The sequence below is a fragment of the Pseudomonas oryzihabitans genome (assembly GCF_032027545.1).
GTDB classification, from domain to species: domain Bacteria; phylum Pseudomonadota; class Gammaproteobacteria; order Pseudomonadales; family Pseudomonadaceae; genus Chryseomonas; species Chryseomonas oryzihabitans_F.
In genome coordinates this window covers 1-20,233 of the sequence record NZ_JAVSJB010000004.1, presented here as the reverse complement: position 1 = coordinate 20,233, position 20,233 = coordinate 1, and the positions used below count along the sequence as shown (strand labels likewise).

Genomic DNA, 20,233 nt, shown 5'->3' with positions numbered 1-20,233 from the left:
GGCAGCGCTACCATCGAGACAAGCCGGTACGCCGTGCCGGGTGCGACAGATAAGAACAAGGACAACGCCATGGCTTATTTCCCCAATGTCGAGAAGGTCCGCTACGCCGGCCCCGACAGCTCTTCCCCACTCGCCTTCCGCCACTACGAGGCCGACCGCCTGGTCATGGGCAAGCCCATGCGCGAGCACCTGCGCATGGCGGTCTGCTACTGGCACACCTTCGTCTGGCCGGGCAGCGATGTCTTCGGCCAGGGCACCTTCCAGCGCCCCTGGCACGCTGCCGGCGCGCCGCTGGAGCAAGCCCGCGCCAAGGCCGCTGCGGCCTTCGAATTCTTCAGCAAGCTGGGCGTGGACTACTACTGCTTCCACGACACCGATGTGGCCCCCGAGGGCGCCAGCTTCACCGAGTACCGCGAGAACTTCGCCTGCCTGGTGGACGAGCTGGAGCGCCACCAGAGCGAGACCGGCCTCAAGCTGCTGTGGGGCACCGCCAACTGCTTCAGCCACCCACGCTACGCCGCGGGCGCCGCCACCAACCCCAATCCGGAGATTTTCGCCTGCGCCGCTACCCAGGTGTGCACGGCGATGAACGCCACCCACCGCCTGGGCGGCGAGAACTACGTGCTCTGGGGCGGTCGCGAAGGCTACGAGACCCTGCTCAACACCGATCTCAAGCGCGAGCGCGAGCAACTCGGCCGCTTCATGCAACTGGTGGTGGAACACAAGCACCGCCTCGGCTTCCAGGGCGACTTGCTGATCGAGCCCAAGCCCCAGGAGCCGACCAAGCACCAGTACGACTATGACGTGGCCACCGTCTTCGGCTTCCTGCAGCAATTCGGGCTGGAAAAGGAGATCAAGGTCAACATCGAGGCCAACCACGCCACCCTGGCCGGGCACAGCTTCCAGCACGAGATCGCCAGCGCCGTGGCCCTCGGCGTGTTCGGCAGCATCGACGCCAACCGTGGCGATCCGCAGAACGGCTGGGACACCGACCAATTCCCCAACAGCGTCGAGGAAATGACCCTGGCGATCTACGAGATCCTCAAGGGCGGCGGCTTCACCCGCGGCGGCTTCAACTTCGACGCCAAGGTACGGCGCCAGAGCCTGGACGACGTCGACCTGTTCCACGGCCACGTGGCGGCCATGGATACCTTGGCGCTGTCCCTGGAACGCGCCGCGGCGCTGTTGCAGGACGACCCCCTGGGCAAGTTCAAGGCTGAGCGCTACGCCGGCTGGGACCAATCCCTCGGCCAGCGCATCCTCGGGGGCGAGCTGGACCTTGCGCAGCTCGCCGAACACACCTTCACTCAGGGTCTGGCACCCCAGCCGGTGAGCGGCCGTCAGGAGCTGCTCGAAGGCGTGGTCAATCGTTACCTGTATCGCTGAACCGCGCGAGCGGGTCGGCAGAAAAGCCATGCCGACCCGCTTGTACAAGCCCGCTGAATCGTTACACTCAAACCCGTTCGCTCGCTCCACAACAACAATAACCAAGGACGCCACCATGAACTTCAAGACGACCCTGCTCGCCGGTCTGCTCGCCCTGTGCACCACCGGTTTCGCCCAGGCCGACGCCCAGCACCCCAAGATCGGTTTCTCCATCGACGACCTGCGCCTGGAGCGCTGGGCCCGTGACCGCGACTACTTCGTCGCCGCCGCCGAACAACTCGGCGCCAAGGTCTATGTGCAATCCGCCGACGCCAACGAACAGCGCCAGCTGTCGCAGATCGAGAACCTGATCTCCCGCGGCGTGGACGCCATCGTCATCGTGCCCTTCAACGCCACGGTGCTGAACAACGTGGTGGCCGAGGCCAAGAAGGCCGGGGTCAAGGTGATCTCCTACGACCGCCTGATCCTCAACGCCGACATCGACGCCTACATCTCCTTCGATAACGAGAAGGTCGGCGAGATGCAGGCCGGTGGCGTGCTCAAGGCCCAGCCCAAGGGCAACTTCTTCCTGCTCGGCGGCGCGCCCACCGACAACAACGCCAAGATCCTCCGCCAGGGCCAGATGAAGGTCCTGCAGCCGGCCATCGACAAGGGCGATGTCAAGATCGTCGGCCAGCAGTGGGTCAAGGAGTGGAACCCGACCGAGGCCCTGGCCATCGTCGAGAACGCCCTGACCGCCAACGACAACAAGATCGACGGCATCGTCGCCTCCAACGACGCCACCGCCGGCGGCGCCATCCAGGCCCTGGCCGCGCAGAAGCTGGCCGGCAAGGTCGCCGTGTCCGGCCAGGACGCCGACCTCGCCGCCATCAAGCGGGTGATCGCCGGGACCCAGACCATGACCGTCTACAAGCCGCTCAAGCTGATCGCCTCCGAGGCGGCCAAGCTGTCGGTGCAACTGGTGCGCAACGAGAAGCCGGCCTTCAACTCCAGCTACGACAACGGCACCAAGAAGGTCGACACCCTGCTGCTCACCCCCACCGAGCTGACCAAGGCCAACGTCGACCTGCTGGTCAAGGACGGCTTCTACACCCAGGCCCAGATCGACGGCAAATAACCACTGGCCACCGGCTGGCTGCCTGACGCCTGGCGTCGGGCGGCTGCTGGGCGAGGAGCGGCCATGGCCGACTATCTGCTGGAAATGCACGGCATCGCCAAGAGCTTCGGCGGGGTGCGGGCGCTGGACGGCATCGATCTCAAGGTGCGTCCGGGCGAATGCGTAGGGCTGTGCGGCGAGAACGGCGCCGGCAAGTCCACCCTGATGAAGGTGCTTTCGGCGGTCTATCCCCACGGTACCTGGGAAGGCGAGATCCGCTGGGACGGGCGCCCCCTCGAGGCCCAGTCCATCGCCGAATCCGAGGCGGCCGGCATCGTCATCATCCACCAGGAACTGACCCTGGTGCCCGATCTGTCCGTGGCCGAGAACATCTTCATGGGCCACGAGCCGCGCCGCTTCGGCGGGCGGCTGGACTACCCGACCATGTTGCAGCGCTCGGCCGAGCTGATGCGCCGGCTCAAGGTGCCGGACATGAACGTGGCCCTGCCGGTGTCCCAGTACGGCGGCGGCCTGCAGCAGCTGGTGGAGATCGCCAAGGCGCTGAACAAGAACGCCCGGCTCTTGATCCTCGACGAACCGACCTCGGCGCTCACCACCTCCGAGATCGCCGTGCTGCTGGACATCATCCGCGACCTCAAGGCGCAGGGCGTCGCCTGCGTCTACATCTCGCACAAGCTCGACGAGGTGGCGGCCATCTGCGACACCATCACGGTGATCCGCGATGGCAAGCACATCGCCACCACGCCCATGGCCGAGATGGACATCGACCGCATCATCACCCAGATGGTCGGCCGCGCCATGACCAACCTCTATCCGCAGATCCCCCACCAGATCGGCGAGGTGATCTTCGAGGCGCGCCACTTCACCTGCCTGGACGTCGACAACCCCCAGCGCAAGAGAGTCGACGACGTCTCCTTCGCCGTGCGCGCCGGCGAGATCCTCGGCATCGCCGGGCTGGTAGGCGCCGGGCGCACCGAGCTGGTCTCGGCCATCTTCGGTGCCTACGACGGCCGCTACGAAGGCGAGGTCTGGCTCCATGGCCAGCGCATCGATACCCGCTCTCCGCTGAAATCCATTCGCGCCGGCCTCTGCCTGGTACCGGAGGATCGCAAGCGCCAGGGCATCATTCCCGACCTGGGCGTTGGTTCGAACATCACCCTCACGGTGCTGGATAGATTCGCCCACCTGAGTCGCATCGACAGCGAGGCGGAACTGTCCTGCATCGACACCGAGATCGCCCGGCTGCAACTCAAGACCAGCAGCCCCTTCCTGCCCATCACCGGCCTTTCCGGCGGCAACCAGCAGAAGGCGGTGCTCGCCAAGATGCTGCTGGCGCGGCCCAAGGTGCTGATCCTCGACGAGCCCACCCGTGGCGTCGACGTCGGTGCCAAGTTCGAGATCTACCGGCTGATCGGCCTGCTCGCGGCGGAGGGCGTGGCCATCGTCATGGTCTCCTCGGAGCTGGCCGAGGTCCTCGGCGTCTCCGACCGGGTGCTGGTACTCGGCGAAGGCCGGCTGCGCGGCGATTTCCCCAATGAGAACCTGACCCAGGAGCGGGTACTGGCCGCCGCCCTGGGCACCACCGAACGGGCGGTCGCCCAAGCCCGGGAGCACTTCTGATGCACGCCGTGAAACAGCTGTTCACCCGTTACAAGATGCTCGCCCTGCTGATCGCCGTGGCCCTGATCTGGCTGTTCTTCAGCTGGCAGACCGAGGGCGGCTTCGTTACCCCACGCAACCTCTCCAACCTGCTGCGGCAGATGTCCATCACCGGCATCCTCGCCTGCGGCATGGTGCTGGTGATCATCGCCGGCGAGATCGATCTCTCGGTGGGCTCGCAACTCGGCCTGCTCGGCGGGGTGGCGGCGATACTCGACGTGACCTACCACGTGCCCCTGCCGATCACCCTGCTGGCGGTGGCCGCCGGTGGCCTGCTGATCGGCCTGGTCAACGGCTACCTCAGTGCCTATCGCGGGATTCCCTCCTTCATCGTCGGCCTCGGCGGCATGCTGGCCTTTCGCGGCGTGCTGCTCGGTCTCACCGGCGGCGTCACCGTCGCCCCGGTGTCGCCGGAACTGGTCTACCTCGGCCAGGGCTACCTGCCGCCGGCGGTGGGCAGCGCCTTGGGCGTGCTGCTGTTCGCGGTGGCCGTCGTGCTCAGCTGGCGCCAGCGCAGCAGGCGCAAGACCCTCGGCCTCGCCCTGGCGCCGCTGTGGCGCGACGTGCTGCGGGTGGCGGTGATCGGCGCGGTGCTGGTCGGCTTCATCACCACCCTCAACCGCTACGACGGCATCCCGGTGCCGGTGCTGATCCTGCTGGTGCTGCTCGGGGTATTCAGCTACATCACCAGCCAGACGGTGTTCGGCCGGCGCATCTATGCGGTGGGCAGCAACCTGGAAGCCACCCGGCTGTCCGGCATCAACGTCCAGGCGATCAAGCTCGGCATCTTCGGCCTGATGGGCGTGATGTGCGCCCTGGCCGGACTGATCAACACCGCACGGCTCGCCGCCGGTTCACCCTCGGCCGGCACCATGGGCGAACTGGACGCCATCGCCGCCTGCTTCATCGGCGGCACCTCCATGCGCGGCGGCTCCGGCACCGTCTACGGCGCCCTGCTCGGCGCCCTGGTGATCGCCAGCCTGGACAACGGGATGTCCATGCTCGACGTGGACAGCTACTGGCAGATGATCGTCAAGGGCGGCATCCTGGTCCTGGCCGTCTGGGTCGACGTCAGCACCCGTACCAGCCGGCGCTGAGGAGACGGCATCCCAGCCAGGGACCTATCCACCGCTTCTGACCACCCCCTCTCCCTCGGGGAGAGGGCTGGGGTGAGGGGGCCGGTCAATCGCGGCCATGGGCCGCTCCTACAGGAAGTGATGCCTTTGTAGGAGCGGCCCATGGCCGCGATCAAAATGGTTCCCCTTACACATGGCCTCGAATCGTCGTCCTTTCCTGGGATAGGACTGGGAGAGGATGGATCGGCAGCGCCCCCATCACCTCAGGTCTCGAACCGCTGCACCCGCGGCCCGCGCTGGCGCAGGTCGGCCAGACTCTCCGGGCTGAGGGTGCCGACGGCACGGTCGAGATCGCGCTGCAGGTCCTGGATCACGGTGGCCAGGGAGGTGGCGCATTCCAGATTGCAGAAGGGGATGGCCTTGGTCACCGTGGCCGAGCGGGCGGTGTCGTTGATGGTGAACAGCAGGGTGCGGTCGGCCCGGCGAGGAACCGCCAGGCAGGAGTGGGGGCTGAAGGCGTCAATCAGCGCATCAATAGCGTTTTGCATGGGCAGATCGTCCCTGTCATGACCGTGGAAAGCGTCCGGGTCAGACCTGCCCGGGGTCTCAAAGGTTCATTCCAGAGCGATTTCAGCTCGGGATTTCATCATATGAAAAATATGATGATTGTCCAGGCTGGCGAGAAGGGTGGCGTATCCAGGTGATACCTGCCCTGGCCGAGCGCCCGTGTCGTTCGGGTTTTCCACCTGGGTACGGTCATCCTGGCTGTGGATAACCCCGGCCCGCATCCATCCATCCCTCACCTTTGACGCCTGCGCCAGGCTGCGGCAGAGTGCGCGCCCTTTTGGCGGTGCGGAGTCGGCGATGAATGCGGTGGTGGTGGCGGTGGGACTCATGCTGGTGCTGAGTCTCGCCCGGGTACACGTGGTGGTGGCGATGATCGCCGGGGCAGTGGCCGGTGGGCTGGTCGGCGGACTCGGCCTGGAAGGGACCCTGCTGGCCTTCAACGCCGGCCTGGGCAATGGCGCCAAGGTGGCGCTCTCCTATGCGCTGCTGGGTGCCTTCGCCGTGGCCATCAGCCAGTCGGGCCTGGCGCACATGCTGGCTGATCGGGCCCTGGCGCTGATGGAGCGGCAGGCGGCCCAGGGCGGACGGTCGCTGCGCTGGGCGCTGCTCGGATTGCTGCTGGCGGTATCCATCGCCTCGCAGAACATCCTGCCCATCCACATCGCCTTCATCCCGCTGCTGGTGCCGCCGTTGCTCTATGTGCTGACACGCCTGGAGCTGGACCGGCGGCGGCTGTCCTGCGTCATGACCTTCGGCCTGATCGCCCCCTACATGTTCCTGCCGGTGGGCTTCGGCAGCCTCTATCTGCACGACATCCTCTTGGCCAGCGTGTCCCGCGCCGGGGTGGACGTCAGCGGCGTGGACCCGAGTCGTGCCATGCTGCTGCCCGCCCTGGGCATGGTGGCTGGCCTGCTGCTGGCGGTCTTCGTCAGCTACCGCCGGCCGCGCCGTTACGACCTGAGTCTGGTCGCCCGCACCGAGCGGGCCGACCGGCCGTACAATCGCCGGACCCTGGCAGTGGCGCTGATCGCCGTGGTCGCGGCTTTCGGCGTGCAGCTCTGGCTGGACTCCATGATCCTCGGCGCCCTGGTCGGCTTCGTGGTCTTCACCGCCACCGGCGTGGTGCGCTGGCGCGAGGCGGACGACCTGTTCAGCGAGGGGGCGAAGATGATGGCGGTGATCGGTTTCATCATGCTCACCGCCGGCGGCTTCGCCGAGGTGCTGACCGCCACCGGCCAGATCAAGGACCTGGCCGCGACCGCCGCCGGGCTGATCGGCGACAACCGCGCCCTGGGCGCGCTGCTCCTGTTGCTGCTGGGCATGCTGGTGACCCTGGGCATCGGCTCGTCCTTTTCCAGCGTGCCCATCCTCGCGGCGATCCTCGGCCCGCTATGCCTGCACCTGGGCTTCTCGCCGCTGGCCATCGTCTGCCTAATCGGCACCGCCGGTGCGCTGGGCGACTCGGGTTCGCCGGCCTCGGATTCCACCCTGGGGCCCACCTCCGGCCTCAACGTCGACGGCCAGCACAGCCATATCTGGGACACCGTGGTGCCGTCCTTCCTGCACTTCAGCCTGCCGATGCTGGCGTTCGGCTGGGCTGCGGTCCTGCTGCTGTAACCGGCGGTTGCCGTACGGGCGCAAAGCGACGGCCGGGCGGGTCCAAGGCCTATCGCCCAGGAGTCGCCCATGTCCGCTGCCGCCTTTCGCCTCGAACCCCTCACCGCCGCCGACCTGCCTGCCGCCACCGAGGTGGTCCGCCTGGCCTTCGCCACCTGGATGGGCGCTGCCGAGCCGGGGGAGTTCTGGAACGACCGCGACTATGTGCGCAGTCGCTTCGTCGCACCCCACACCGCCTGGTTCAAGGCGCTGGACGGGGCGCGCCTGGTCGGTACGGTGGGTGTCACCCGCTGGGGTCGCCATGGCATCCTCGGGCCGCTGGCGGTGCACCCCGACTACTGGGACGCCAAGGTCGCCAAGGCGCTGCTGGGCGCCGCGGTCGGTCAGCTCGATGCCTGGCGACTGGAGCATGCCGGGCTCTTCACCTTTCCCGACAGCCCACGCCATCTGGGGCTCTACCAGGGCTTCGGCTTCTGGCCACAGACCCTGACGGCGGTGATGGCGCGCGCGCTGGGTGCGCCGGTCCCGACTACCGCGCAGCGCTTTTCCCGGGCCACCGATCCGGCTGCCCTGCTGGCGGCCTGTGCCGAGCTGGGCGCCGCCAACGCGCCCGGACTGGACGTCTCGGCCGAGGTGAGCGCGGTGCGCGACCAGGACCTGGGCGATAGCCTGTTCCTCCACGCCGACGACGGTCGCCCGGCGGGCTTCGCCGTCTGCCACTTCGGTCCGAGCAGCGAGGCAGGCGCGGGGGTCTGTTACGTCAAGTGCGCCGCCGTGCGCCCAGGCCGCGGCGCCGAGACCCGCTTCGCCCAACTCATCGCCGCCTGCGACGGCCTGGCCCGCGAGCAAGGTCAGCAGCGGCTGCTGGCCGGGGTCAACACCGCCCGCCTGGGCGCCTACCAGTGGCTGCTGGCCCAGGGTTTTCGCAGCGAGATCCTCGGCATCACCCTGCACCGGGGCGAAGGGCACTACGATCGTCCCGATGTCTGGCTGCTGGACGACTGGCGCTGATCGCCAGCAGCCCGGCGCGACCGTGAAAAAAAGGCTCTAGGGCGGGCTAAAGAGCGAAGCGGCGCCGCCGATATGGAGAGCTGGACCGCGCGCAGCGCTGCCGCGGCTAATCCCTCCTGAGGAGCCCATCATGGCCCTGCTCAAGCATTACTCGATCATGCGTGCACTGGACACCCTGGCTGCCGCGACCGAGAACGCCACGCCCCTCGCCGAGGTCGGTAGCTTCCAGGGCGATCGCACGCTGGCGCGCCTGGCCTCTGGTCTCCAGGCGCTGCTGCAGCAGCAGCGCGAATTGCAGCAGCAGGTCCAGACGCTCAGTCAGGACAATGCCGCCCTGACGGCGCGGATGGCCGAGAGCGAATCCTTGGCCAAACGTCTAGGGACGCGTTTCGAGCTGGTCAGCCAGGGCTCCAGCGAGGGTCTGTGGGACATGGAAGTGGTGGCCGGCGATCCAGTCAATCCGCGCAACGCCTTCTGGTGGTCGGATCAATTCCGCGCCATGCTCGGCTTTCGCGACGAAAGCGACTTCCCCAGCGAACTCGGCAGCTGGGCCAAGCGCCTGCACCCCGAGGACAGCGCCTGGGTACTGGACGCCTTCGCCGCCCACATGAAGGATCGCAGCGGCCAGACGCCTTTCGATGTCCAGTACCGCATCGCCCTGAAGTCCGGCGAATACCGCTGGATGCGCGCCACGGGTGCGACGCTGCGTGATGATCGCGGCGTACCACTGAGGGTGGCCGGCTCCCTGCGTGACATCCACGACCAGCGCCTGCGCGACCAAGAACTGGACGTCACCTTGACCCGTTTCGAGTTGGCGCGCGAGATGCTCAACGACGGCCTCTGGGACATGGAGGTGATCGCCGGCGATCCCATCAATCCCAAGAATCCCTTCTGGTGGTCGCCGCAATTCCGTCGCCTGCTCGGCTACGAGACCATCCAGGAATTTCCCGATGTGCTGGACAGCTGGGCCTCGCGCCTCTATCCGGAAGACCGCGAGCGCGTGCTCGAGGCCTTTGGCGCGCACATCAACGACCGTACCGGCCGCACCGGCTTCGACATCACCTATCGCCTGTTGCTGAAGAACAACGAGGTACGCTGGTTCCGCGCCCGTGGCCAGACCAAGCGCGCTGCTGACGGTACTCCGCTACGGGTGGTCGGTGCGCTGGCCGATGTCCACGCCACGCATGAGCAGGAATCCTTGCGCGAGACCCAGGAAGCCCAGCACCGCACCATGGAAGAAAACCTGCACAAGGTGACCGAGATCGTCGGTTCCATCCAGGGCATCGCCGCCCAGACCAACCTGCTGGCGCTCAACGCGGCCATCGAGGCTGCCCGGGCCGGTGAAGCCGGTCGCGGCTTTGCCGTGGTGGCGGACGAGGTACGCAAGCTGGCGACTCGCACCTCGGAGGCGACGCAGCGGGCGGCCGATATGATCCGCAAATAGCGGGCGCGGCGTCAGGCGTGGCCGGCGCTCGCCTTCTTGGGCGAGCGACTGCGCGGTTTGGGCGCTGGCGGGGCGACGCTGCTCTGGATGCCGCCGACCTGGGTCAGGTTGTCGTCGGGCTGGTCTTCCAGCTCGCGATTAGCACGAAACCAGTGTTCGAAATCCTGGCCATGCGGACGGCCTTCGCGCTCCCAGATTTCATAGGCGCGTTGGCGGATGCGTTCTTCGAGACTCATGGCGGTGACTCCAGGCAGAGGGCAGGGAGAAGGGACGGCAGAGCCGTGCTTCTCCCTGACTAGGCTGGCGGCGTCGGCGAAAGTTTCTCCCTGGGCGATGTCCGCCAGGCAGTGGCCGCCGCTTGTCCGGCTCTGGCTGGCGACTTTGGGCCGGCTGACCGTTCGTCGGTAATCACCTAGCCGTGCCAGGCGCGTCGATAGGCACCGGGTGCCACGCCGTAGGCCTGCTTGAACTGGCGGCCGAGGTGGCTCTGGTCGGCGAAGCCCAGGTGCAGGGCTACTTCCAGGGGCGCCCAGCCGGCGCGCAACAGGCCTTGGGCGCGGGTCAGGCGTTGCTGCTTGAGCCAGGCATGGGGCGGCAGGCCCGTCGCACGGCGAAACACCCGCAGGAAATGAAAGGGCGATAGCCCCACCGCCTGGGCTAGTTCTTCGAGGCTCGGCGGTTGCTGCAACTGCTGGCCGAGCAATTCCCGTGCGCGCTGCACCGCCAGGGGTTCGCGACCCGGCTCCGGGATGGCATCCAGGCGGGCGTGTCGGCCGAACAGCAACAGCAGGGCCTCACGCCAGGCGGTCTGCTGCTCCAAGGCTTCGGCGCCCTGGTCGGCCAACCGGTGCAGTTGGCTGAAGGCCGCACTCACCTGCGGGTCGTGCAGCACGCTGGTGGCGAAGGCCGGGGTGGCCTGCAGCGGTCGCCCCAGTTCAGCGAACACCGGTGCCAGTTGCGCGAGCGTCGGATAGAAGCCGCGGTATTGCCAGCCTTCCTCGACCGCCGTGGCGCCGGTGTGCAATTCGTCTGGGTTGATCAGCACCAGGCTGCCCACCGTCGCGAAGTGCTCGATGCCGCGATGGTTGAAACGTTCGACGCCGCGCTCGATCAAGGCGAACACATAGCCGTCGTGGGCATGGGGGGCAAAGCGCCGGCGTCGATAATGGGCGTGCAACAACTCGACGCCCCCCAGCCTAGGGGCGGACCAGAGCCGGGCCCGTTCTTCTTGTTCCTTCATGATGCCCTCGGGGTGAACTCGGCTCACCTTAACGCGCTACAGCAGCCAGCGCAGCAGATAGAACACCCCCACGCTGAGCATCACCGTGGTCAGCACCCGCCGTGTCCACAGCATCAGCCCCACCGCCGCCAGGCCCGCCAGCAGATAGGGATCGACCAGGATCGCGGCCAGCGACTGTTCGCCAGAGAACAGGATGGGGCCGCAGATGGCGGTGAGCATGCCCGGCACGGCGAATTCCAGGAAGGTGCGCAGGTTGCGTCCCAGACGCAGCGGCAGCCGGGGTTCGAGGAAGAGATAGCGATTGAAGAAGACCAGGGCGGCCATGCCGAGCAGGGTAGCGAGGATCATGAGCGGTGCTCCCGTAGGCGGCGCACGATGAAGCCCACGCCCATCCCGGCCAGGCCTCCCAGCACCAGGGCGCCCTGCCAGTGCAGATGATGCAGCCAGACCGACACCAGCAGCGCGGTGAGCACGCAGGCGACGGTGGCCAGGTCGCGCACCAGGGGCACCACCAGGGCGATGAAGGTGGCGGCGATGGAAAAGTCCAGGCCCAGGGCGCCCAGGTTCGGCAGCACCCGCCCCAGCAGCAGACCGGCAAGGGTGAACAGATTCCACAGCAGGTAGAAGCTCAGGCCCATGCCCAGGGCGCGCCAGCGATCGAAGCCCGCTGGTTGTTCGGCGTGGTTCAGGGCGAAGAATTCGTCGGTGAGCAGAAAGCCGAAGCCTAGCCGCCAGGGTAGCGGCTGCGGCGCCAGCACGCGTCTCAGGTGCAGGCCGTAGAGCAGGTGCTGGGAGGTGAGCAGCAGGGTAGTCAGCAGAATGGCAGCGAGGCCAGCGCCGGCCTTGAGCATGCCCAGGGCCACCAGCTGGGCCGCGCCGGCGAACACCAGCAGGGAAAAGGCCTGGCCTTCCAGCACGCTGAGCCCGGTCTCGATGGCGAGGGCGCCGACCAGCAGGCCCCAGGGCGCGCAGGCCAGCGACAGCGGCATGATCTGCCAGGCGCCCTGGAGGAAGGCGCGGCGGCGGGAAGCGGTCATCGGCAGGGCTCCGGAGTGCAGGGGATACCCAGGGTGCCGCACCGCGTCACCGCCGTCTTGAACGTTCTTGCGCTGTTGCGCCCTCAGCCTTCCAGCAGGGCGAACAGCTCCAGGTACTGCCGGGTCAGCTTGTGCCCTGGGTCCAGGTGGATCAGCGGACGATGCTGCTGGTGGGATTCGCGCATCTTCACCGAAGACATCAGCGGCGCCGCCAGCACCGGCAGGTCACGGGCCTGGAGTTCCTCGATCAGCTGGCGCGGGGTGCTGGCCTGGGCGTGGTACTGGTTGATGACGATGCCCTCGACGGTAAGCTTTTCGTTGTAGTCCTCGCGGATCTCCTCCAGCTCCTCGATCAGGTCGTACAGCGCCTGCTGGGCGAAGACATCGCAGTCGAAGGGGATCAGGCAGCGGTCGGCGGCGATCAGCGCCGAGATGCTGTAGAAATTCAGCGCCGGCGGGGTGTCCAGGTAGATACGGTCGTAGTCTTCGCCGAGCTTGTCGAGGTACTTGGCCAGCTTCTGGATCTTGTACTTGGACTCGAGCTTGAACTGCAGCTCGGTCAGCTCGCCCGAGGCGGCGATCAGATCCAGATTCGGCCAGGCGGTGGCATGGATGTTGGCCTGGGCCTTCTTGCCGCCGCTCAGGGTCTGCTTGAAGAAGTCGGCGATGCCGTGCGGCAGGTCGTCACCCACCTGGCCGGTGAGGTACTGGCTGGAGTTGGCCTGGGGGTCGAGGTCCACCAGCAGGGTGCGATAGCCCTCGTGGGCGCTGATGGCCGCCAGGTTGCAGGCGATGCTGGACTTGCCGACGCCGCCCTTCTTGTTGAACACCACCCGGCGCAGGGCCTGACCGGAAGGGGAGCTGTGTGCGTTCATGGAGTCGTCCCGACAGAAATGGAAAGCCAGAGGCGCGAGGCCCGAGCGACCGCTTTGCTTATACCGAAACGCCGCGATCGGATGATGACGAATTTATGGCCATTGCATGACAGCCGTATGACGAGCCTAGCGCAGCGGTGGAACCTTGGCGTCTGCCCGGCCTTCGAACCCGGCAAGTCCCCTGCGAGAATCCGCCATGACCGCCTCCCGGCTCCCCATTCTGCTGCTGCTCGCCTGCGCCTCCCTGGCCCAGGCCGCAGGCGACACCCAGTCGCCGGTACCGGTACCGGGTGCCCCCGCCCAGACCGACACCCGCGTCCTCGAAGCCGGCGCCGACGTGCTGCAGCGCAAGCCACCCATCGCCGCCCTCAACACCTACCTGGACGGCTTCCATTTCTACAATGGCCATCCCCAGGGCCAGATGGAGGCCCACCACTATTGCAGCGTGCTGGGCGAGGAGATGTTCCAGTGCGTGATCTACGACGGCAACGTCGCCGACGCCAAGCTGATGGGCGTCGAGTACATCATCAGCGAGCGGCTGTTCAAGACTCTTCCCGCTGCCGAGAAGGCGCTCTGGCACAGCCATGTGCACGAGGTGAAGTCCGGCCAGTTGATCGCCCCCGGCGTCCCCCAGGTGGCCGAGCACCGCCTGATGGATAAGCTGGTGCACACCTACGGCAAGACCTGGCACACCTGGCATACCGACCAGGACCTGGAGCTGCCGCTGGGCGTTCCTCAGCTGATGATGGGCTTCACCGCCGATGGCCAGCTCGATCCCAAGCTGCTCGCCGAGCGTGATCGCCGCCTGGGCGTCTCCAGCGCCGAGACCAAGACCGCCCGTGCCGACCTGCCCGCACCTGCGGTCGCCCCCGGCGCCGACGCCTGGCAGCAGGGCAAGGTCATCCAGCTGCAGGACCCCACTGGCCAATTGCACAACCACGCTGGCGAGCACACCGAGAAGGGCGTCAATACCAGTTCGAACAAGCCCTGAGGGTAGGTTAGGCTCCGGTCAGGAACCTGACCGGAGTCCGCCAGGCCCTTGCCCAGGCTGCATACGCCCCGCCTGCTGCTACGCCCCTTGCAGCTGGAGGATGCAGAAGCGATCCAGCGGATCTTTCCGCAGTGGGAGATCGTGCGGTACCTGTCTGCCCGGGTGCCCTGGCCCTATCCCACGGACGGTGCCCTGAATTTCGTCCGTGATCTGGTCCTGCCCGGCATGGCCGCTAATACCCACTGGTGCTGGACTCTGCGGCTTCAGGCACGACCAGACGAACTGATCGGCCTGGCTAGTCTGCAGGAGGAACCAGACAACCAGCGCGGCTTCTGGCTCGATCCCGGATACTGGCGGCAGGGTCTCATGAGCGAGGCCTGCGTCGAGCTCAATCGCTACTGGTTCCAGACACTCGCACGACCGAGTCTGCGGGTGACCAAGGTGATCGCCAATGAAGGCTCCCGCCGGCTGTCGCAGCGCGAAGGCATGCAGCGTATCGCCTGCCTGGAGATGGACAGCGTGAGCGGACGGCTGCCCGCGGAGCGCTGGGCGCTCACCCGGGCGCAGTGGTTGGCGCAGCAGAGGTAGTCCCAGGCCCACGCGCTGCCGTCCCACACGCATGGCAAAAGTGCGCGAAGGCGCTCTTGCGCGTCTGGCAGGTGCCGCAGTGGTCGTGCAGGCCGATGCCGCAGTGAGGGCAGAAGTCGATCCCTGGGTCCTTGAGGTCCACCGGGCGCTCGCAGCCAGGACAGACGCCCTTGGCCAGGCGTGCCAGGGCGGTGTCGTAGTGCAATTCCTCGCGACGCACGGTATCCGGCTGGGCTTCCTTGAGCGCCAGGCGCGCGCGATAGTCCTGCAGGGCGCGGATGGCGTAGCGTCCACCCAGCACCGTCAGCAGGATGCCCACCAGGTAGCGCACGTAGCCGCCGTAGCTCGGCAGATAAGGCACCAGTTCAACGAAGAAGGCGAACAGCGCGAAGAAGATGAAGCCCCAGACGAAGGGCCACCAGGGGCTCTGGCGCTGACGGACGAACAGCCAGGCGGCCACGGCGAGCAAGGGTAGGGTGAGCGCCAGTCGATAGAGGAAGACGCGCAATTCGGCCTGCCGACGGGCGTCTAGCCAGGCGTTCTGGGCTGCCGCGGACAGCTCTGCCAGGCGTCGCTGGGCACCCTCGGCGCCTTGTTCGGCATTCAGCAGCAATTGCTGCTGCCGCTCGACCTGCTGCTCGGCCGCGCGCTCGCTGGCCTTGAGTTCATCCAGGGCGCGGCTGCGGGCGATCAGCTCGGCGTCCTGCTCGGGGCGCTGGGTGGTCTGGCGAGTCGCCAGCCAGTTGTCGAAGGTCGCGCGGTTGGCCTGGTAGCTGCGCGCCGCCGCGGCCTGCTGCAACTGGGCCTGGTCGAGGGCGTCCTGGGCGTCGCGTCGGGCCCGGCTCGCCTGGCGCTGGTCGTTTCGCGCCGCGGCGGTGGCCGCCGGGTCCATGAAGTCGTCCAGGCTCTGCTGGCGCTCCACCTGGGGCAGGTCGCCGACCAGGGTGCCGCCCAGGCCGATGAGGAAGCCGGCGAACACCAGCGCCAGTAGCCAGAGGCCGCGGTTGAACCACTTTTCCGAGAGTCGCAGCGATTTGCCCATGGGTCCGTCCTGGTCGAGAGAGGTCTCAGCTTAGCCGGTCGGCGGCAGCGCCGCTCAGGCCAGCTTGATCGCCACCACCCCGGCGACGATGGCCAGGCCGGCGCAGATGCGGCCCAGCGGCAGCGACTCGCGCAGCCAGAGCACGCCGATCAGCAGGGCGAACAGCACGCTGGTCTCGCGCAACGCCGAGACCAGGCCGAGGGGCGCCTGGGTGGTGGCGACGATCACCAGGCTGTAGGCCAGCATCGACATCACCCCACCGCCGAGGCCGGCACGCCAGTGCGGACCGAGGCCGGCGAAGGCCTGGGCGCCGCGGGTCAGCCGCAACACCAGGGCCGCCACCGCGCCGTTCACCGCGAACAGCCAGAGGGCATAGGCCACGGCATCGCCGCTGGCGCGGGCACCGAGGGCATCGGCCAGGGTGTAGCCGGCGATGAAGGTGCCGGTGGTGAAGGCGCAGGCCAGCAGTGCCAGGCTCGGTGGCGTCCCCCGCCGGGCACCGAGCAGCGCCATCAAGGCGAGTCCCGTCACCAGCAGGCCCAGCCCGAGCAGGGCCGGTGGCGAAAGGGCTTCACCCAGGGCAAAGAAGGCCACCCCACTGACCAGCAAAGGCGCACTGCCACGGGAAAGGGGATAGACCTGGCCGAGGTCGCCATAGCGATAGGCACGGGCGAGGAAGGCGTTGTAGCCAATGTGCAGCAGGGCGGAGAGAGCGATCCAGGACCAGGCGGCAGCGGGTGGGACGGCGACGAAGGGCAGGGCGAGCAGCGCGGCGCTGCCGGCGCCAATCTGGATCAGGCTGGCGGTGAGGAAACGGTCGAGGCCGATCTTGAGCAGGGCGTTCCAGCCGGCGTGCAGCAGGGCGGCGAGCAGTACCAGGGCGAACAGGGGCGTGGTCACGAGGCCTCCGACTGGGTCAGCTCCCGAGTCTAGCAAGAAGCCTCCGGCCTGGTAGTCGATCGGCTTGGCGGTCGGAGCGGCACGGCGCAGAATGCCAGCTGTCGTCACCCTGACCAGGAGGGTTCATGGGGCCACAGCAGCTGTCTACTTTGCTACCCGATGGGGTCGAGGCGCGCCAGGGGCGCGTTGGGTTGGCCCTGGTCGCCGGGCTGTCGATCCTGGCTGGCATGACCGACGCCATCGGCTTTCTCGCCACCGGCAACTTCGTCTCCTTCATGAGTGGCAATACCACGCGCCTGGCGGCCGATCTCGGCCATGGCCAGTGGTGGCCGGCCGTCCAGCTGGCCTTGGCCATCCTGGTGTTCGTCCTGGGCAATGCCGGTGGGGTACTGTTCCAGCGTCTCAGCGGTCGCCGCGCCTGCGTGCTGCTGGCGTTCCTGGCGCTGCTGCTGGGCCTGGCCGCCTGGCTGCCGAACGCGGAGGCGGCACTGTTGCTGGCCATCTTCGCCATGGGCATGGTGAATGCGGCGGTGGAGCAGGTGAACGGCCTGCCCATTGGCCTCACCTACGTGACCGGCGCCCTGTCGCGCTTCGGCCGCGGCCTCGGGCGCTGGCTGCTGGGTGAGCGCCGGCCGGGCTGGCGCAGTCAGTTGGTGCCCTGGTGCGGCATGCTGCTCGGAGGGATCTTGGGGGCCTTGCTGGAGAGCCACCTGGGCCTTGCCGCGCTGTTCGTCAGCAGCGGCCTGGCCGCCGCGTTGGCGGTGGCGTTTCGCCTGGTGCCGCATGGTTGGCAGGTGCGTTATCTGGCGGGCTGAGCCGGCAGCGGGGAAGGCGCGCCGCGTTGCTTCATCCGCGCCTGGACAGGGTCATTGGTTCGCGGTGATCTGCGCATTGCCGATGGTGAACCAGCACTTGTCGGGATCGTCGGTGAACATGGCGGGATCGCTATTGAGCACCCCAGTAACGGTCACGCGATCACCCTTCTTGAGCTTGTTGGTAGCCTTCTTGTTGACCAGCAGGTCATCCCGGGTGATGGCCTGTGCCGAGCACTTGGGGTTGGTCGGATCGTTGAAGACCACGACGATCTTGTTCTGCCCCGTGATCACCCCGGTGGTCGTCACCCGGGTCACGACGCCCGGGATGGCGAGGTTCTTCAGGCTCCATTTGTCCTTGGCCGCGACCTCGTTCTGCTGCCAGTCCTTCCAGATGTCCGACAGCGTGGTCTGCTGGGTCGCGGAGAGCGATCTCAGGTCGCCATTCAGGAGGTCGCCGGTGGTGCCCAGGGCGTTATTGGTGGCGGACATCGCCTGGTCGAGGCTTTCGCAGCCCGATAGCGAGGTAAGGATGATGGCCAATGCCAGGCATCTCTTCATGACTGAGTCCTTTTTCCGTGTCGAGTGTTCGCGATCCGGGCGCTGGCCTTTCTAGGCCTGGCTTATCGGTGCTTGAAGGAGCCGGTTGGGAATCTAGGGCACCCACCAGGTGCCGCCCGTCTTGCCGCAACCCTCGCGAGTCGTCTTGAGTAGGTCGGCATCACGACGGTAGTAGTAGGCATCCACCGCCTGCCCCATGAAGTGCTTGCAGACCGCCTGGGGATTGGCCGGGCACTTCTCGCTGTAGGTGACCTTGCCCGGCGTGCCACCGCCCATGGCGCCCAGTTGCGCCAGGGCCGAACAGCTTTCCTTGAAGCGGGCGACCGGCAAGTCGGTACTGGTCTCCATGCAGTCCTTGGTATCCACCAGGGTGCCCAGGGCGTTCACCTGGCCTTCCAGGGTGCAGGCTTGGGTGTCTGCTCGGGCGGTCAGGGATGCCAGGCCGGTAAGGCAAACCAGCAAGATAAAGAGGTACGTGTTGCGCATGGAGTGTCCCTGAACAATCGTAGCCCGCCGGAAGCTTGGCTCTGCTCTTTGGCTATAAGTAGGGGGTTAGTATAGGTAGTAGTGGTCTACCACGTTATTCTTGAAGTAGATTCGCAGTATGTTGCCAGTCGCGCCGTTCGACAGTTTTTTATTACTGGTCCCGGTAACGGTGTTGATGTCCTTCATTACATCCTGACCCTTGTTTGCCTCAACTTTGGCGTCATTTATTTTCCAGAATGTATCCGTTGAAACATATTTTTGAGCCACGTTGAGGTACTTGTCCAGGCTGGGCTCCTGGCTCTTCTCATAGCTCCAGGTTATTTCGTTGCTGCCGTTGCTAGAGTTTGCATCTTCGTCGTGTGGCGCCCCCAACAGCTGCAGTACCTGATCCTTGGTCGTCTTGCCCGGTATTAGATTTTGCTTCAAGTAGGCCGCTTCGTACTTCTTGCCGCCTGGGCCCAGTGGATTCGTGAGGTCGCCAATGCCGCCACCGCCTTGGCAGCCCGTGAGCATGACCAGGGTAAAGGCGGATAGCATGGAAAATAGGGTGTTTCGCAGAGAGGTGCGCATGGACGTTCCCTTGTTAGATGAATCCTGATTTCGCGCCGCGGGGCAGCAAAGGGTCCGGCCAGACACGTTGGTCGGGAAGGAGCGGGCCGCTGCCCTGACTGCGTGGCTGGCGGGAAATACTGGGGCTATGCCGCTGAATGCCGTTATCGCAGGCGACCGAGCAAGAGTGGCAAGTTCGGGAGGAGTCTAGGGAAAGGCGGTTTTGGCAAGGAATAGTACAGATGTACTGGTTAGCGGGGATAAGGGGATAGGTGAACCTCGATGATCTTCATGATGGCGATAATTGTTGCTGTAATAATGTCGCGATATGCCCGGGACGTACCTGCCGGCATTGGGGTTGTTGCTGGGAGTGGCGCTCTGGATGCCATCAATGCGCCCTGGTGTCGGCACAACGGAGTCCTTGGTTTATAGCTGATTAGTATAGATGTACGGGTGTGCCGTGCCATATTTTCAGGCAGACTCGATTGCCGTCCAACGCGTTTCGGCCAACGTCCCGTGCTGTTCTGCGATCTTGGCCGTCAGTTGCAGAAGCTGTGTTGTTCCTGATGATGCAGGCACCGCTCAGTTGACCGTCTAAGAAGGATTTCAGTGTCGCTGACGTCACAGGAGTTAGGTCCATGTTTAGTTCGCGCTTTGCCCTGAGCCTGCGCAATGACTTGCCGGCGATGCAGTGGGCCGATGCCGAGCGCGGTCAGGCGCGTATTCGATTGGTCATCGCCGCTTTGGCGACGCTGTATGTCGTCTTGCTGTATCTCTGGGGCGCCGTCACCTTCGGGACGCTGCTGACCATCCTGATCGCCCATAGCCTCTTTCTGCTCATCGCCACCGGCATTCTCTGGCATATCGGTCGTCGTCCAGGCGCCATCTTCTGGCGGCGGCTGCTCGGCATGTGCCTCGACTATGGGACCATCACCTTCTCCACCCTGATGATCGGCGAGAACTTCCTCTTGCTGCACGGCGTTGTGGTCTGGATCACCGTGGGCAACGGTCTGAGATTCGGCCGTAGCTACCTGCTGCTGGCGACCGCCTTCGCCCTGCTCTGCCTGGGCATCCTGGTAGCCGGCTTGCCCTTCCTGCGCCAGTATCCGGCGGTGGCCCTGGCGCTGCTGATCACCACTCTGATCGTGCCCGGCTACATCTACTATTTGCTCGACCGCTTGCAGCGCGCCATGCGCGAAACCGAGGCCGCGCAACGGGCCAAGGCCCGCTTCCTGGCCCAGGCCAGCCATGACCTGCGCCAGCCGATCCATGCCC

The 20,233-nt window shown here is 66.3% G+C and carries 20 protein-coding genes and 3 pseudogenes; 12 read left to right on the top strand and 11 right to left on the bottom strand.

All coding sequences use genetic code 11. The annotated features are described in order from the left end of the window. Nucleotides 1-69: 69 nt before the first annotated feature. The 4 genes from xylA to RND78_RS07430 all read left to right on the top strand — a co-directional run bounded on the left by xylA (nucleotide 70) and on the right by RND78_RS07430 (nucleotide 5,259). Nucleotides 70-1,386: a xylose isomerase gene (xylA, locus tag RND78_RS07445; protein WP_312727322.1), complete on the top strand. Its 1,317-nt coding sequence runs from the start codon at nucleotides 70-72 to the stop codon at nucleotides 1,384-1,386. Nucleotides 1,387-1,501: 115 nt separating this feature from the next. Further along, entirely contained in the window at nucleotides 1,502-2,503 is a 1,002-nt protein-coding gene (gene xylF, locus RND78_RS07440) for a D-xylose ABC transporter substrate-binding protein (protein ID WP_059229005.1), read from the top strand. A 63-nt stretch (nucleotides 2,504-2,566) separates the two neighbouring features. After that, nucleotides 2,567-4,123: a D-xylose ABC transporter ATP-binding protein gene (gene xylG, locus RND78_RS07435; RefSeq protein WP_059229007.1), complete on the top strand. Its 1,557-nt coding sequence runs from the start codon at nucleotides 2,567-2,569 to the stop codon at nucleotides 4,121-4,123. Further along, nucleotides 4,123-5,259: an ABC transporter permease subunit gene (locus RND78_RS07430; protein ID WP_312727320.1), complete on the top strand. Its 1,137-nt coding sequence runs from the start codon at nucleotides 4,123-4,125 to the stop codon at nucleotides 5,257-5,259. The genes xylG and RND78_RS07430 overlap by 1 nt, the downstream gene beginning before the upstream one ends. 242 nt (nucleotides 5,260-5,501) lie before the next feature. Here RND78_RS07430 and RND78_RS07425 read toward each other — a convergent pair whose 3' ends face one another. Beyond that, complete coding sequence (locus RND78_RS07425; RefSeq protein WP_312727318.1) at nucleotides 5,502-5,786, bottom strand: hypothetical protein; 285 nt, start codon at nucleotides 5,784-5,786, stop codon at nucleotides 5,502-5,504. 316 nt (nucleotides 5,787-6,102) lie between these two features. Here RND78_RS07425 and RND78_RS07420 point away from each other — a divergent pair, with 316 nt between their 5' ends. The 4 genes and pseudogenes from RND78_RS07420 to RND78_RS28180 all read left to right on the top strand — a co-directional run. Continuing rightward, complete coding sequence (locus RND78_RS07420) at nucleotides 6,103-7,422, top strand: Na+/H+ antiporter family protein (RefSeq protein WP_312727316.1); 1,320 nt, start codon at nucleotides 6,103-6,105, stop codon at nucleotides 7,420-7,422. Between the two features lie 69 nt (nucleotides 7,423-7,491). Further along, entirely contained in the window at nucleotides 7,492-8,433 is a 942-nt protein-coding gene (locus RND78_RS07415; protein WP_312727314.1) for a GNAT family N-acetyltransferase, read from the top strand. Nucleotides 8,434-8,563: 130 nt separating this feature from the next. Beyond that, nucleotides 8,564-9,583: pseudogene (locus RND78_RS07410) on the top strand (PAS domain-containing protein); the annotation flags it as partial. Beyond that, a pseudogene (locus tag RND78_RS28180) lies at nucleotides 9,584-9,868 on the top strand (methyl-accepting chemotaxis protein); the annotation flags it as partial. 20 nt (nucleotides 9,869-9,888) lie between these two features. Here RND78_RS28180 and RND78_RS07405 read toward each other — a convergent pair. The 5 genes from RND78_RS07405 to RND78_RS07385 all read right to left on the bottom strand — a co-directional run bounded on the left by RND78_RS07405 (nucleotide 9,889) and on the right by RND78_RS07385 (nucleotide 12,996). Next, entirely contained in the window at nucleotides 9,889-10,113 is a 225-nt protein-coding gene (locus tag RND78_RS07405) for a DUF2934 domain-containing protein (protein ID WP_312727310.1), read from the bottom strand. Nucleotides 10,114-10,289: 176 nt separating this feature from the next. Then, a complete protein-coding gene (locus RND78_RS07400; protein WP_312727309.1) occupies nucleotides 10,290-11,117 on the bottom strand; it encodes an AraC family transcriptional regulator in 828 nt (275 codons plus the stop codon). A gap of 36 nt (nucleotides 11,118-11,153) precedes the next feature. Then, on the bottom strand, nucleotides 11,154-11,465 hold the full coding sequence (locus RND78_RS07395) for an AzlD domain-containing protein (RefSeq protein ID WP_312727307.1): 312 nt from the start codon (nucleotides 11,463-11,465) through the stop codon (nucleotides 11,154-11,156). Continuing rightward, nucleotides 11,462-12,154, bottom strand: a complete 693-nt coding sequence (locus RND78_RS07390; RefSeq protein ID WP_312727305.1) for an AzlC family ABC transporter permease — start codon at nucleotides 12,152-12,154, stop codon at nucleotides 11,462-11,464. The genes RND78_RS07395 and RND78_RS07390 overlap by 4 nt, the downstream gene beginning before the upstream one ends. 83 nt (nucleotides 12,155-12,237) lie before the next feature. Next, the gene (locus RND78_RS07385; RefSeq protein ID WP_312728100.1) at nucleotides 12,238-12,996 is read right to left on the bottom strand and encodes a ParA family protein; all 759 of its coding nucleotides are present in this window, start codon (nucleotides 12,994-12,996) and stop codon (nucleotides 12,238-12,240) included. A 229-nt stretch (nucleotides 12,997-13,225) separates the two neighbouring features. Between RND78_RS07385 and RND78_RS07380 the strand changes: the two genes are divergently transcribed. Next, a complete protein-coding gene (locus RND78_RS07380) occupies nucleotides 13,226-14,020 on the top strand; it encodes an OBAP family protein (RefSeq protein ID WP_312727303.1) in 795 nt (264 codons plus the stop codon). Between the two features lie 57 nt (nucleotides 14,021-14,077). Then, on the top strand, nucleotides 14,078-14,608 hold the full coding sequence (locus tag RND78_RS07375; protein WP_312728099.1) for a GNAT family N-acetyltransferase: 531 nt from the start codon (nucleotides 14,078-14,080) through the stop codon (nucleotides 14,606-14,608). Here the strand turns inward: RND78_RS07375 and RND78_RS07370 are convergent. After that, nucleotides 14,574-15,650, bottom strand: coding sequence for a zinc ribbon domain-containing protein (locus tag RND78_RS07370; protein ID WP_312727301.1), 1,077 nt, complete (start codon nucleotides 15,648-15,650; stop codon nucleotides 14,574-14,576). The genes RND78_RS07375 and RND78_RS07370 overlap by 35 nt on opposite strands. A gap of 54 nt (nucleotides 15,651-15,704) precedes the next feature. Beyond that, on the bottom strand, nucleotides 15,705-16,550 hold the full coding sequence (locus RND78_RS07365; RefSeq protein ID WP_312727299.1) for an EamA family transporter: 846 nt from the start codon (nucleotides 16,548-16,550) through the stop codon (nucleotides 15,705-15,707). A 125-nt stretch (nucleotides 16,551-16,675) separates the two neighbouring features. On the opposite strand from RND78_RS07365, the gene RND78_RS07360 reads away from it, so the two are divergent. After that, nucleotides 16,676-17,365 (top strand): YoaK family protein, encoded by a 690-nt coding sequence (locus RND78_RS07360; protein ID WP_312727297.1) that lies wholly within the window; start codon nucleotides 16,676-16,678, stop codon nucleotides 17,363-17,365. A 51-nt stretch (nucleotides 17,366-17,416) separates the two neighbouring features. On the opposite strand, the gene RND78_RS07355 is transcribed toward RND78_RS07360, so the two are convergent. The 3 genes from RND78_RS07355 to RND78_RS07345 form a co-directional block, all read right to left on the bottom strand. Then, on the bottom strand, nucleotides 17,417-17,923 hold the full coding sequence (locus tag RND78_RS07355) for an OB-fold protein (RefSeq protein WP_312727295.1): 507 nt from the start codon (nucleotides 17,921-17,923) through the stop codon (nucleotides 17,417-17,419). Nucleotides 17,924-18,016: 93 nt separating this feature from the next. Beyond that, nucleotides 18,017-18,409, bottom strand: a complete 393-nt coding sequence (locus tag RND78_RS07350) for a hypothetical protein (RefSeq protein WP_312727293.1) — start codon at nucleotides 18,407-18,409, stop codon at nucleotides 18,017-18,019. Nucleotides 18,410-18,475: 66 nt separating this feature from the next. Continuing rightward, nucleotides 18,476-18,979: a hypothetical protein gene (locus RND78_RS07345; RefSeq protein WP_312727292.1), complete on the bottom strand. Its 504-nt coding sequence runs from the start codon at nucleotides 18,977-18,979 to the stop codon at nucleotides 18,476-18,478. Nucleotides 18,980-19,596: 617 nt separating this feature from the next. Between RND78_RS07345 and RND78_RS07340 the strand changes: the two are divergent. Next, a pseudogene (locus tag RND78_RS07340) lies at nucleotides 19,597-20,233 on the top strand (hybrid sensor histidine kinase/response regulator); the annotation flags it as partial.

Bases quoted from the DNA above. Each gene is read 5' to 3' on its own strand.
- xylA (WP_312727322.1), top strand. From the start codon at position 70: ATGGCTTATTTCCCCAATGTCGAGAAGGTCCGCTACGCCGGCCCCGAC.
- xylF (WP_059229005.1), top strand. From the start codon at position 1,502: ATGAACTTCAAGACGACCCTGCTCGCCGGTCTGCTCGCCCTGTGCACC.
- xylG (WP_059229007.1), top strand. From the start codon at position 2,567: ATGGCCGACTATCTGCTGGAAATGCACGGCATCGCCAAGAGCTTCGGC.
- RND78_RS07430 (WP_312727320.1), top strand. From the start codon at position 4,123: ATGCACGCCGTGAAACAGCTGTTCACCCGTTACAAGATGCTCGCCCTG.
- RND78_RS07425 (WP_312727318.1), bottom strand. From the start codon at position 5,786: ATGCAAAACGCTATTGATGCGCTGATTGACGCCTTCAGCCCCCACTCC.
- RND78_RS07420 (WP_312727316.1), top strand. From the start codon at position 6,103: ATGAATGCGGTGGTGGTGGCGGTGGGACTCATGCTGGTGCTGAGTCTC.
- RND78_RS07415 (WP_312727314.1), top strand. From the start codon at position 7,492: ATGTCCGCTGCCGCCTTTCGCCTCGAACCCCTCACCGCCGCCGACCTG.
- RND78_RS07405 (WP_312727310.1), bottom strand. From the start codon at position 10,113: ATGAGTCTCGAAGAACGCATCCGCCAACGCGCCTATGAAATCTGGGAG.
- RND78_RS07400 (WP_312727309.1), bottom strand. From the start codon at position 11,117: ATGAAGGAACAAGAAGAACGGGCCCGGCTCTGGTCCGCCCCTAGGCTG.
- RND78_RS07395 (WP_312727307.1), bottom strand. From the start codon at position 11,465: ATGATCCTCGCTACCCTGCTCGGCATGGCCGCCCTGGTCTTCTTCAAT.
- RND78_RS07390 (WP_312727305.1), bottom strand. From the start codon at position 12,154: ATGACCGCTTCCCGCCGCCGCGCCTTCCTCCAGGGCGCCTGGCAGATC.
- RND78_RS07380 (WP_312727303.1), top strand. From the start codon at position 13,226: ATGACCGCCTCCCGGCTCCCCATTCTGCTGCTGCTCGCCTGCGCCTCC.
- RND78_RS07370 (WP_312727301.1), bottom strand. From the start codon at position 15,650: ATGGGCAAATCGCTGCGACTCTCGGAAAAGTGGTTCAACCGCGGCCTC.
- RND78_RS07360 (WP_312727297.1), top strand. From the start codon at position 16,676: ATGGGGCCACAGCAGCTGTCTACTTTGCTACCCGATGGGGTCGAGGCG.
- RND78_RS07355 (WP_312727295.1), bottom strand. From the start codon at position 17,923: ATGAAGAGATGCCTGGCATTGGCCATCATCCTTACCTCGCTATCGGGC.
- RND78_RS07350 (WP_312727293.1), bottom strand. From the start codon at position 18,409: ATGCGCAACACGTACCTCTTTATCTTGCTGGTTTGCCTTACCGGCCTG.
- RND78_RS07345 (WP_312727292.1), bottom strand. From the start codon at position 18,979: ATGCGCACCTCTCTGCGAAACACCCTATTTTCCATGCTATCCGCCTTT.